Consider the following 11,271-nt stretch of genomic DNA (forward strand, 5'->3'; position numbering starts at 1 on the left):
TCTTTTCGCTGTGGCTGGGCCTGGGCATCTGGAGCAAGGTGGCTTTAGCTGTCACCCTGGTGTTCTTCATCGTCTTTTTCAATGTCTACCAGGGCGTGAAGGAAGTCAGCCCCGTGGTGCTGGCCAACGCCCGCATGCTGGGCGCCAGCGCCAGCCAGAGGCCGCAGGCCAGGCCCAGCACGGTGCCTATGCCGAAGGCCAGCACGGTCTCCAGCAAGGTGGTGCCCAGGTGCAGGTAGATGTCGGCATTGCCGGGCAGGCCGTCGGGGAACAGCGCGCTGGGGCCGAAGCCGAAAGGCATGAACCAGCTCCAGACGCGGCCGGCCACCTTGATCGGCTCGCCCAGGAAAAACGCGACCTGCTGGTCGCGCGAGGCGGCGTGCCAGCCCAGCAGGATCAGCACCAGGAGGCCGACCTGCCAGGCGCGCAGGTTGTTTTCAGAGGGCTTCAGGTAGCGCCACACGGTCATGCCGCCTTCTTCAATTGCTGCGTGTAACCCTTGAGCACCTCGTCGCGCAGCACATTCCATATCTGCGTATGCAGCTCGACAAAACGCGGCTGGTGGCGCACCTCGGCCACGTCGCGCGGGCGCGGCAGGTCTATCGCGAATTCGCCTATCGGGTGCGTGCCCGGGCCGGCCGACAGCACGATCACGCGGTCGCTCATGGCGATGGCTTCGTCGAGGTCGTGGGTGATGAAAAGCACGGCCTTCTTTTTGGCGGCCCAGAGTTCCAGCACTTCGTTCTCCATGAGCTGGCGGGTCTGGATGTCGAGCGCGCTGAAGGGCTCGTCCATCAGGATGATGTCCGGGTCCAGCGCCAGCACCTGGGCCAGCGCGGTGCGCTTGCGCATGCCGCCCGAGAGCTGGTGCGGGTAGCGGTCGCCGAAGCCGCCCAGGCCCACGCGCTCCAGCCAGGCCTGGGCCTGGCGGCGTGCCTCCGCGTCGGGGACGCCGCGGTACTGCAGGCCCACCATGACGTTGGCCAGCGCGCTGCGCCAGGGCATCAGCGCTTCGGTCTGGAACATATAGCCGGCGCGGGTGTTGATGCCTGAAAGCGGCGCACCGAACACCTTCACCTCGCCCGACGAGGCCTCCAGCAGGCCCGCGCCTATGTTGAGCAGGGTGGACTTGCCGCAGCCCGTGGGCCCGACGACCGAAACGAATTCACCGGCGCGTATGCGCAGCGTGGTGTCGCTGACGGCCGTGTAGCGCTGGCCCGCATCGTCACGCGAGCGGAAGGTGCAGCTGATGTTGATCAGCTCCAGGGCGTAAGCGTTGTCGGAGTCGTGCATGTCTGGAGCTTAAGGCAAGCTGCCTGCACGAGGTAGCTCGAAGATGAACGAGTTGAGGAGCAACGAACGCAGCGACGGATTTCGATCTTCACCAGCAGGGGCCGCGGAACCGGCTTTGCCGGGCCGCAGGCGCAGCGGCCCCCTCGGGGGGCAGCGAAGTACACGAAGTGACGAGCGTGGGGGCTGTATATCTAGGCTTTGAAGCGTTCCTTGGCCTTGCGCGCGAACTCGTTGGTATAGGTCTTCGCGATGTCGATCTTGTCGGCCTTGATGCTGGTGTCGAAACTCGCCAGCGCTTTCAGGGCCGTGCGCGCACCGTCGTCGGGGATGATGCCGTCCAGCGAGATCGATTCACGCACCTTGTTGAACGAAGCGAGGTACAGCGCGCGGTCGCCCAGCAAATAGCTTTCGGGCACGGTCTTGATGATGTCGCCGGGGCCGGCCGTCTGCAGCCACTTGAGGCCGTGCACGATGGCGTTGGCCAGCGCCTGGCAGGTGTTGGGGTTCTTCTGCACGAACTCCAGCGGCGCATAGAGGCAGGCCGCCGGCATGGAGCCGCCGAACACTTCCACCGTGCCCTTGAGGGTGCGCGTGTCGCTGATGATCTTGACCTCGCCCTTTTGCTCCAGCATGGTCATCACCGGGTCGGTGTTGCTCATCGCGTCGATCTGGCCCGAGCGCAGCGCGGTCAGCGCGCCGGCCGCGGTGCCCACGCCGATAAAACTCACGTCGCCGGCCTTGAGGCCGGCGCGCGAGAGCACCAGGTTGGCCATCATGTTGGTCGACGAGCCCGGCGCCGACACGCCTATCCTCTTGCCCTTCAAATCAGCCACGGACTTGTAGTTGGGCATGTTCTTCGTCGAGATGCCGAAGGCGATCTGCGGCGCCCTGCCCTGCAGCACAAAGGCCTGGAACATCTGGTTTTTGGCCTGCAGGTTGATGGTGTGCTCAAACGCGCCCGAGCACACGTCGGCCGAGCCGCCCACCACCGCCTGCAATGCGCGCGCGCCGCCGGCGAAGTCGCTGATCTCGACGTCCAGCCCTTCGGCCTTGAAGTAGCCCAGTTGCTCGGAAATCGTGAGCGGCAGGTAATAAAAAGCAGCCTTGCCGCCGACGGAAAGTGCGATCTTCGTCTTCTCGAGTTTCGGCTGGGCGCGCAGCGACGGGAGTGCCAGCGTCGCCACTGCCAGCGCGGTGCCGCCGGCGAAAGTCCGGCGGGAAATCAGGGGGGCGCGGTTCATGCAGTCCTCTTTTCTTGTGGTTGCCACAAGCTTATCGAGGCGTCAAAAAACCCGCATCGGTATCATCCCGTGCGGGTTTTCACCAGAAATGATGGGTTGCGGTTACCAAAGGTTACCGCAGCCGACACCCGGTCATTCTTCAGCGATAACCGGAGAAAAGAATGCAGATGTTGATGAAGAGCGCGGCGGCCCAGATGGCCGAGCGCGCCTTGGCCAGGTCGGCGACGTACATCATGACGTAGGCGATGCGCAGGAAGATGAACAGCAGCGCCAGGATGTCCAGCCGCGTCTGCCCCGCCTGCAAGGTGTGCGCGATGATCACGGCCGCGAAGAAAAACGGCAGCGCTTCAAAGGTGTTGTGCTGGGCGGCGTTGGCGCGGGCGCGCCAGTCGGTCTGCCGCGCCAGCCAGCCGCGCGGGTTGTGGTTGTCAAATCCGCCGTCGCGCCGCGGCGTGCCCATCATGCCGTACTTGGCCAGGCCCGCGCAGGCGATGGGCAACAGGGCTGCGATCAGAACACACCAATAGGCAATGGTGAAGCGTGCGAATGTCATGGTGGGTTTCCTTTCGATTGTTGTTGTGTCGTTGCGGTCGCTACGGTCATTTGCCGGGCCGGGTTCAAAAAAAGCCGCCCCTCAGCGGCGGTCCACCAGCGCGTGGGCAATCGTGCCCAGGTCCACGTATTCGAGTTCGCTGCCCACCGGCACGCCGCGCGCCAGGCGCGTGACCTGCACGCCGCGGCTTTTGAGCGCCTGGGCAATCACATGCGCCGTGGCTTCGCCCTCGGCGGTGAAGTTGGTCGCAAGAATCACTTCCTGCACCTCGCGCGATTCAGGCGGCAAAGCCTCGCCGCGTTCGTCCTTGGGCACGACGCGGTCGAACAGCTTTTGCAGGCCGATGTCGTTGGGGCCTATGCCGTCCAGCGGGCTGAGCTTGCCCATCAGCACAAAGTACAGGCCCTTGTAGGCCAGCGTGCGCTCCAGCGCCGCCTGGTCGGCCGGCGTCTCGACCACACACAGCTTGCTGCGGTCGCGCTGCGGGTTCGCGCAGGTGGTGCAAAGCGCCTGCTCGGTCAGCGTGTTGCACAGGACGCAATGCCGCACGCTGCCGACCGCGTGCTCCAGCGCGCGGGCAATCTGCAGGGCGCCGGGCTTGTCATGCTGCAGCAGGTGAAAAGCCATGCGCGCCGCCGACTTGGCGCCCACGCCCGGCAGCTTGCGCAGCGCCTGGGTCAGGCCTTCTAAAGCATTGGAATCAGCCACCCGTGAGCCCCCACGTTCGCTCACTGCGTGTAGCTCTCTGCCCCCCGGGGGGGCGCTGCGCCTGCGGTCTGGCAAAGCCAGTCCCGCGGCCCCTGCTGGTGAATGCGTAGCCCAAAGCCGGGAAGTTGGAAAGTTAGAAGGGAAGCTTCATGCCGGGTGGGAGGCCGGCTGTCAGCTTGCCCATTTTTTCCTGGCTGACTTCTTCGGCCTTGCGCACGGCGGCGTTGAAGGCCGCGGCCACCAGGTCTTCCAGCATGTCCTTGTCGTCGGCCAGCAGGCTGGGGTCGATCTCGATGCGCTTGACGTCGTGCTTGCAGGTCATGGTGACCTTCACCAGGCCGGCGCCGGCTTCGGCCGTCACTTCGACAAAAGCCAGTTCGTCCTGGGCTTTCTTGAGGTTGTCCTGCATGGCCTGCGCCTGCTTCATGAGGCCTGCGAGTTGTCCTTTGTTAAACATGGGATCTTCCTTTTGAGTCTTGAAATCGGGGAGTTGGAGCGGTGTCGGGAGTCTGGAAACGTGTCTGCAAACCGGCTTTGATCATATAGTCTTGGCGGCCAGCGGCCGTATGCTGCCGGGGACAATTTTGGCCCCCCAGTCGCGCATCATGTCCTGCACCAGCGGGTCGTTCTGGATCATCTCTTCGGCCGCGCGCTGGCGCTCGGCCGCGGCAGCGCCGTTGCGGCGCGCCGGCGTGTCGGTCACGGGGCCGACTTCCACCACCAGCTTGAGCGCGGCATCGCCCGCATGGGTTTGCAGCGCGGCCTGCAGCTTTTCACGCGCGGCCGCCTGGTTCAGCGACTCGCGCTCCACGCGCAGCGTCCACACGCTGCCTTCCTGGCTGCGCAGTTCCGACTGCAAGCCCAGTTCGCGCGTCAGTGCCGCCACGGCCTCGGCCGCCACCAGCTGGTTGACCGTCTGGCCCCAGATTTCACCGAAGGGCACGGGGACCAGCGGCGGGGGGGTGGTCGATGGCGCGCTGGCCGGCTGGCGTTGCTGCTGCGGCGGCGGCGCGGCCTGCACGGGCGGCGGCTCCGGCATGGCCGGGGAGCTCGCGGCGAAATGGGAAGGGGCTTGCGCGCGCTCGGCCTGCGCAACCGGCGCCTGGGGCGGCGGCGCGGGAGGTGCCACTGGCGCTACGGGCGGTTTTCTTTCAACGGCCGGAGCCGCGGCGGCCGGCATGGGGGCAGCGGCCGGCGCGGACGCGGGCGCGGCGGCCCGCGCACCCTCAGGCTGAGGCTTTTTTCCGGGCTCGGCGGCACCCCCCGCATGGCTGGAGGCGGCGGAGCCCGAAGGCTTGAAGGCCAGCAGGCGCAGCAGCACCATGGTCAGGCCCGCGTATTCGTCGGGCGCCAGGCCCAGCTCGCCGCGGCCGTGCAGGCACAGGCTGTAGAGCAGCTGGGTTTCGTCCGCCGGCAGAGCGCGCGCCAACCGCGCCGTCTCGGCGATGTCCGGGTCGGCGTCGTCGTCGCCCTCCCCCATCTCCGGCACGGCCTGCAGCACCGCCATGCGTTGCAGCACGGTGGTCATTTCTTCGAGCGTGGAGGCCGCGCTCAGGCCGTTCAGGCGCAGCGCCTCCGAGGTTTCCACCACCGTCTTGCCGTCGCCGCGCGCCAGCGCGTCCAGCAGGCGATACACATAGCTGCGGTCCACGCTGCCCAGCATGGTGCGCACGCTGGCTTCATCCAGCGAACCCGAGCCAAAAGCAATCGCCTGGTCGGTCAAGGACAGCGCATCGCGCATGGAGCCGCGCGCCGCGCGCGCCAGCAGGCGCAGCGCCTGCGGCTCGGCCGGTACGTTTTCCACGCCCAGCACCTGCGTCAAGTGCTCGAGCACCGTTTCGGGCGCCATGGGCCGCAGGTTGAACTGCAGGCAGCGCGACAGCACCGTGGCCGGCACCTTCTGCGGGTCCGTCGTGGCCAGCACGAACTTCAGGTATTCAGGGGGCTCTTCCAGCGTCTTGAGCATGGCGTTGAAAGCCGTGTTCGTGAGCATGTGAACTTCGTCGATCATGAAGACCTTGAAGCGGCCCACGACAGGTTTGTAAACGGCTTGTTCGAGCAGCTGCGCGATCTCATCGACCCCGCGGTTGGACGCGGCATCCAGCTCGGTGTAATCCACAAAACGGCCGCTGTCGATGTCGGTGCAGGCCTGGCACACACCGCAGGGCGTGGCGGTGATGCCGCCCTGCCCGTCCGGCCCCAGGCAGTTCAGCGACTTGGCCAGAATCCGCGAAATCGTCGTCTTGCCCACGCCCCGCGTGCCGGTAAACAGGTAAGCATGGTGAAGGCGCTTTGTAGCCAGCGCATTGCCCAGCGCCTGCACCACATGCGACTGCCCCACCATTTCAGAGAAATTTTTGGGACGGTATTTGCGGGCAAGAACGAGATAGGACATGCACCCAATTCTACGAGGTGCCATCCCCGTCATCGCGAAAACCCGCAAAGCGGCCGCATAACAGCCTGGCAGTTATTTGGTGGCGAAGTAGATCGGCGCCCAGCCACGTCCCCAGGCAACCAATTTTTCAATGTAGGCAAGCCGTTGCGGGTCAGCTGAAATCCTGCTTTTATGCCATTCGCTTGATTGCCATTGCGTTGCGCTGCTGGCGATTCCGGCCTCGGCCGGATCGAAATAATAAAAAGCCGTTGCGGCGCCGTCCGGATTGGCCCGATGGAATCCCACATTCATAAAAACGCTTGAAAAATTGACTTTGCGCTGCGCCAATTCGAGGTTGGCGGAGCGCAGCAAGGCCTGCTCGTCCCAAATGGATGTTGCGTGGTTCACCCACCAGCAACGGGGGGAGTCGGCCACGTCCCCGGTGTTCTCAACAAATGCCATGTCCTGCCTCGAACAGGTTTTCATAGGCGTGGCTTTGAAAGAAGCGCCAGGGGGTTTCCGGTAGGCGTGAATTGCGACCATGCGCTTCAACTGTCCGGACACGATCTGTCCCAGCACCATGGAATCTCCGGGTGCCGCCTGCGAACCCTTGAAAAGCGCCAACGTCGTCCAGGCACCATCGGGCAAGGGAATGGACTGGCCGCTCACCGTGATCGAACCGTGGCTGATGCGACCAATCATCGAATCCGGCAATGCTTGCGGTTGCGCGACCCCCTGCGGCACAGCGGCGGGAACCTGGGCAGCGGCGCTGGTTCCGCCCGAAGTGCCGTAAGAATCGAATCCCGCCGGCATGGGGAACTTGAACTTCTGGTTGCCGAAATTGGCGATCCAGCGATCGCCTTCAGGCGCGGTATTGCTCGACGAGGCACTCAAAGAACCGAAAGGAGAGAATTGCTGTCCCGGCGTCAGTTGCAGCGGCATTCCGCCCTGCAGGCCGGGCGTGCCGTTGCGCCACTGCCCATTAACCCCCCAAAAAGCAAGTTTCCTGTCGGCATCCAGGGCAAACATAAGAACGTCGCCGCTGCGAATGGATTTATCCCTTCCGACTTCAACGCTCAGCGACGTCTGCGATCCGCCACCTCTGCTTATCATCATGGAGCCACCGCCGCCACCAGGGCCGTGCGACGCGACGCCTGCGGCCGTCCACGTGTCGGCGGCTTGTTCGCCGGGCCGGGCTGAAAGCGTCAACTCCCAATAATGGCGGCCGTTGGATACGTGCTTTGAAGTCCAGACGGTGGACATGGGGCCTGCGCAGCAATATGCAGCAATCAATCCCCCGCCGGAAACCGCCCCCCCGATACCCTGCCCTCCGCCGCTCCACACCACCGAACTGCGTGTCTGCGTTCCCACGGAAGAAGAGGTCCCCCCGGATTCTTTGGCCGCCGGTACGGGAGGCAATGCGGCGTTCACTTGGTCGGTCGCCGCATTTCCGGCAGATTGAGCCCCGGCGGCCATACCTGCCTGCGGCAAAGCCGGGGGCGCTGCCGGCTTCGCCACGGGAGCGAATTGAGGCACCGCATAGGTGGATGGTCCCAGTTCTGTACCTGCCGGTTTCGCGCGCCATGGATCTCCCGCAATGCCCAGCGCCAGCGCGATCACCGCGAAGCTGGTCGCCCAGCGCCAGTAGCTCGATTGGCGCCAAAGGCTTTGCCTTGCAGCGGCGATCATTCTTGGCCGGCGCCTTGCGCACTGGCCGCCTGGCGCCCCTTCTGCGAGGCCTTGGCTCTGACCTTCCCATCTTCAATGCGCAGTTCAATCAGGTCGTATCCCAACTGGCGCGCCTTGATCAGGGAGTCGGCAATTGATTCCTCCAATGCACGGACAACGTCGCGCGACGAGGCCGCCGAGCCCATGCGCCGGTATCTTTGCATCAGTTGCACAATGATTACCGGGTCCACGCCGCCGCCGGCTACTTCCAGCCCGTAGCCGCGAATCATCCCTTCCATTTCGAGCGCGCAAACGCGCGCGACATCCAGTCCGGCCAACGCGGCAAAGACAAATATTCTGTCAATGCGGTTGAGTACCTCCGGCGCAAATCCGTTCTCCTTCAGGGCATTGACCGATGCCATTCGCAAACTGTCGGCATCGCTGGCGAAGTCTTTTTGCAGGGTCGTCAGCACGTCGGTCGCCGCATTTGAGGTCAATATGAAAATCGCCTGACTGGTGGAGATTTGTTTTCCATCCGAGGCCTCCGTCACGAAGCCGTCATTCCAGGCGGTCAGAAAACCCTTGAGTACTTCCGGGTGCGCTTTTTCAATCTCATCGAGCAACACAACGGCCGCAGGGTGATCTCTCAAACCTCCCGTCAGCTTGCCGTATGAATCGGAGCCCACATAGCCCTTGGTCATGCCAAAAAGCTGCGTCGCGGAAAACGAGCCGGCCGAAAATTGCGTCATGTCGAAATGCAGCAGCTTGCGATTCAGTTCACTGGCCAATACCTTCGCCAGATAGGTCTTGCCCGTACCCGGCGGACCGGCAAACAGGAAAACGCCCGCCGGCTTTTGCCGCTGCATCAACGCCAGGCGGCGGCGCAATTGCTGGGACAGGTCATTGCATACCGCATCCTGCCCCACGACCTTGGCCTTCAATGCCGAACCGAGGCTTTCGGCATCAATCACCAGCGACTCCTGGTCCATGCGCGCCGCAGCTTCCTCGACTTGCTGCTTGTTGGTTAGACGGTCAAGTATGTCCATGCTTATCACCCGGTAAATCCATTGAGGGGCCCTATCCTGCCAATGCAGCCAGCAGATCAGGCTGAGAAATACTAATGTCAATCCAGCGGCAATGAAATACCAGCTCCAGGCGCGCAAAAACACTTCAACAGCCGCAAACCAAGTCGTCAGGGCGGAAGCTGCCGGCCACACCTGCCGCAGCAGTTGGACCAGCATGATCAGCACGCTCAGGGCGATGAAAACCGGCAGGTAACGGTTGAGCCATGCAAGCATGTCTTTAGCGCATCACTGAAACTGCACGGGCAACGAGAGCGTTTGTCCTTCGCTCATGATGGGCATCAAGACTGACTGCTGCGAACCCTTGATCCCCAGGGTAATGCCTCCACCGCCATCCTTCAAGCCCGTCACCTGGATCACGCCGGTTCCGGTTCCGGGAACATGAATAACTGTCGGGATTTTCTCAAGGAGAACGTCGCGCGTGTAGCCGGCGCTGGTGACGCGCACCATGTCACCGTCGGCTGCGTGGGTGTCCCAGAGCACCAGTTCCACCAGACTCACTTTCTGTGCGCCAGCCGCCGGCGAAGATCCGGGGGCCGGCGCGGTCTCGGGCTGCGCAACCGCCTTGGACAGCGCGTCGAGCTCCGTGGGCTTCAGGCCCATGGACGCCAGGACGGCGGCCGTTTTTTCCTGGGGAATGACCGGGACTGCGAGGCGGCCCAGTTTGGCGAAAGCCTCGCTGCGCTCTTTCACTTCCGCATGGCCTACCTGATCCGGAATTGAGGGTGGATAGAGCCGGGTCAAGCCGAAACCACCAATTGCAACCACAAGAATCAGGCCGGCCACGAGGGGAAACAGACTGCTCTTTTTTGGCTGAACCCGCTTGGCATCCTCGTCCATCAATTGTTTGGGCTCTAAATGCCGCATAGGTCCTTAAGCAGAGTTGTCAAAATTGTGCCACAGACCCCTTGGGGTTATTTCGTGATGCGAATTCATCACCGCGTACAATAACAAGTGACGGGCCTTCCCGCATGGTAAAGCGGCCAACCGGGTCAGGTGGGGAACCAAGCAGCCCTAACTGTGGAGCCAGTGCCGGGGTCAAGGCTCGTCACCTTATCACTTTGAAACCCAATGATTACGCGGGTTTCAAGCCTGTAGCGGCTTTCCGGGCCTCTCGTGTGTCAGTTCAGTGTGTCACTTTGATCAATCATCATGACTAAAACTGACATGGCAAAACTACCCGGACTCTTCCTGCGCGCAGGCGTCTATCAACTGCGTGTTGTCGTCCCCCTTGACCTCAAGGTGGCTTACGGCAACAAAAGCAAGCTGGTCCAATCACTCGAAACAAGCGACCGCAAAGAAGCCTCCTTACTGGCTACCCAGGAGCGGGCAAAGCTTCTGAAAGAATTCCAGGACAAGCGCCGCCTACTGGCCCCCCAAAAGCTCGACACCGTGACCATTGAAATGGCCTCAGAGCTGGCCCAAAGGGTACGGGCGACGGTCCTGAGGGTTGACGATGTTCTACGGGACAATGCCACTGCACGCGCCGAGCTGTTCATACTGCTGCAAAGCAAGGCCCCGGACCCCTTGGAGGCACTGACCATACGCAGCCGCCTCACCGTCCTCGTTAGCGCCCCTAGGAGCCTCCTGGAGGGCCTGGATGGTCTTACCAGCGGCGAAGCTACTGCCCTGGCTGGGTTGAATGAAGTCATGAGCGACGCGGCAGGGGTAAAGCTGGCGCAGCGCCGCCTGTCCTCAGTCCTACCCCTTGTCAAGGAAGAGGCTCAGCAGCTCGGGCTTACCTTTGATCCGCACGCGCCGGGTGCCCGCGAGGCCCTGCAGGAAGCGCTCAAGGCTTACCGGCAGGCATGGCATGAGGTGATGCAAAGGGATGCTGGGGAAATCATAGACACCCCGACAGTGCAGCTTTTGAGGAAAGCCGCAGCCAGACCTACCAAGCTGCGGGATATCTACACCCGGTGGAAGGAAAGCAAGCCGCGCTCAGCTGACTCGCACAACGCCGTGTTGCGTGCTCTTTCCGCCTACGAGGAGGCCACAGATAACCCGCCCCTGTCTCAACTTACAAGAGCACAGGGAGATGGCTTCAGAACTTGGCTGCAGCACCCGGACAGGAAAACCAGTAGCAAGACGGCGCGTGACAAGCTCACATGGGTGAAGTCGCTGCTGCGGTACGCCTCGCGGGATTTGGAACTGCTGCCAAAGAACCCTTGGGAAGGGCTTGAAATTGTCTTTAAGACCGAATCTGTTGAATTCCGTCGAAATCTGATCCACTTAACGCAGTAATTTCCATCCAAATCTGACCCACGTAGGCACTACCCTGCTTGTTTTAAAAGCAGGGGAAATTAGGAGTGATAGACGTGGCGACATTGAATGTCATCAGACGCTGGGCAT

At 62.8% G+C, this 11,271-nt stretch carries 10 protein-coding genes, 1 other RNA gene and 2 pseudogenes; 3 read left to right on the forward strand and 10 right to left on the reverse strand.

Annotated elements, in window-relative coordinates; all coding sequences use genetic code 11:
* A pseudogene (locus tag ACLV74_RS24730) lies at positions 1-158 on the forward strand (ABC transporter permease); the annotation flags it as partial.
* Here ACLV74_RS24730 and ACLV74_RS24735 read toward each other — a convergent pair.
* The 10 genes and pseudogenes from ACLV74_RS24735 to ACLV74_RS24780 all read right to left on the reverse strand — a co-directional run.
* A pseudogene (locus ACLV74_RS24735) lies at positions 137-469 on the reverse strand (ABC transporter permease); the annotation flags it as partial. The pseudogenes ACLV74_RS24730 and ACLV74_RS24735 sit on opposite strands and share 22 nt — an antisense overlap.
* Positions 466-1,293 (reverse strand): ABC transporter ATP-binding protein, encoded by an 828-nt coding sequence (locus ACLV74_RS24740; RefSeq protein WP_411882075.1) that lies wholly within the window; start codon positions 1,291-1,293, stop codon positions 466-468. The gene ACLV74_RS24740 and the pseudogene ACLV74_RS24735, both read right to left, overlap by 4 nt.
* A 191-nt stretch (positions 1,294-1,484) precedes the next feature.
* On the reverse strand, positions 1,485-2,534 hold the full coding sequence (locus tag ACLV74_RS24745; protein WP_411882076.1) for an ABC transporter substrate-binding protein: 1,050 nt from the start codon (positions 2,532-2,534) through the stop codon (positions 1,485-1,487).
* A gap of 139 nt (positions 2,535-2,673) precedes the next feature.
* The gene (locus ACLV74_RS24750; RefSeq protein ID WP_411882077.1) at positions 2,674-3,087 is read right to left on the reverse strand and encodes an MAPEG family protein; all 414 of its coding nucleotides are present in this window, start codon (positions 3,085-3,087) and stop codon (positions 2,674-2,676) included.
* Positions 3,088-3,168: 81 nt separating this feature from the next.
* Complete coding sequence (gene recR / locus ACLV74_RS24755; protein ID WP_411882078.1) at positions 3,169-3,795, reverse strand: recombination mediator RecR; 627 nt, start codon at positions 3,793-3,795, stop codon at positions 3,169-3,171.
* A 133-nt stretch (positions 3,796-3,928) separates the two neighbouring features.
* On the reverse strand, positions 3,929-4,252 hold the full coding sequence (locus tag ACLV74_RS24760; protein WP_411882079.1) for a YbaB/EbfC family nucleoid-associated protein: 324 nt from the start codon (positions 4,250-4,252) through the stop codon (positions 3,929-3,931).
* An 81-nt stretch (positions 4,253-4,333) separates the two neighbouring features.
* Positions 4,334-6,190, reverse strand: a complete 1,857-nt coding sequence (gene dnaX / locus ACLV74_RS24765) for a DNA polymerase III subunit gamma/tau (RefSeq protein WP_411882080.1) — start codon at positions 6,188-6,190, stop codon at positions 4,334-4,336.
* A 72-nt stretch (positions 6,191-6,262) separates the two neighbouring features.
* A complete protein-coding gene (locus tag ACLV74_RS24770; protein ID WP_411882081.1) occupies positions 6,263-7,858 on the reverse strand; it encodes a hypothetical protein in 1,596 nt (531 codons plus the stop codon).
* Positions 7,855-9,135 carry an AAA family ATPase gene (locus ACLV74_RS24775; protein ID WP_411882082.1) on the reverse strand — a complete coding sequence of 427 codons (1,281 nt, stop codon included), beginning with the start codon at positions 9,133-9,135 and terminating at the stop codon, positions 7,855-7,857. Before ACLV74_RS24775 ends, ACLV74_RS24770 begins: the two co-directional genes overlap by 4 nt.
* Before the next feature lie 12 nt (positions 9,136-9,147).
* The gene (locus ACLV74_RS24780; RefSeq protein ID WP_411882083.1) at positions 9,148-9,759 is read right to left on the reverse strand and encodes a hypothetical protein; all 612 of its coding nucleotides are present in this window, start codon (positions 9,757-9,759) and stop codon (positions 9,148-9,150) included.
* Between the two features lie 116 nt (positions 9,760-9,875).
* Here ACLV74_RS24780 and ffs point away from each other — a divergent pair.
* An RNA gene (ffs, locus tag ACLV74_RS24785) (signal recognition particle sRNA small type) lies at positions 9,876-9,972 on the forward strand.
* Between the two features lie 114 nt (positions 9,973-10,086).
* Positions 10,087-11,163, forward strand: coding sequence for a DUF6538 domain-containing protein (locus ACLV74_RS24790; protein ID WP_411882084.1), 1,077 nt, complete (start codon positions 10,087-10,089; stop codon positions 11,161-11,163).
* Positions 11,164-11,271: the final 108 nt, after the last annotated feature.

The organism is Polaromonas sp. YR568 (genome assembly GCF_943369415.1).
In the GTDB taxonomy this organism is placed as follows: domain Bacteria; phylum Pseudomonadota; class Gammaproteobacteria; order Burkholderiales; family Burkholderiaceae_C; genus Polaromonas.

Coding starts and splice junctions, on each gene's coding strand:
- ACLV74_RS24740 (WP_411882075.1), bottom strand. CDS start 1,293: ATGCACGACTCCGACAACGCTTACGCCCTGGAGCTGATCAACATCAGC.
- ACLV74_RS24745 (WP_411882076.1), bottom strand. CDS start 2,534: ATGAACCGCGCCCCCCTGATTTCCCGCCGGACTTTCGCCGGCGGCACC.
- ACLV74_RS24750 (WP_411882077.1), bottom strand. CDS start 3,087: ATGACATTCGCACGCTTCACCATTGCCTATTGGTGTGTTCTGATCGCA.
- ACLV74_RS24760 (WP_411882079.1), bottom strand. CDS start 4,252: ATGTTTAACAAAGGACAACTCGCAGGCCTCATGAAGCAGGCGCAGGCC.
- dnaX (WP_411882080.1), bottom strand. CDS start 6,190: ATGTCCTATCTCGTTCTTGCCCGCAAATACCGTCCCAAAAATTTCTCT.
- ACLV74_RS24770 (WP_411882081.1), bottom strand. CDS start 7,858: ATGATCGCCGCTGCAAGGCAAAGCCTTTGGCGCCAATCGAGCTACTGG.
- ACLV74_RS24775 (WP_411882082.1), bottom strand. CDS start 9,135: ATGCTTGCATGGCTCAACCGTTACCTGCCGGTTTTCATCGCCCTGAGC.
- ACLV74_RS24780 (WP_411882083.1), bottom strand. CDS start 9,759: ATGGACGAGGATGCCAAGCGGGTTCAGCCAAAAAAGAGCAGTCTGTTT.
- ACLV74_RS24790 (WP_411882084.1), top strand. CDS start 10,087: ATGGCAAAACTACCCGGACTCTTCCTGCGCGCAGGCGTCTATCAACTG.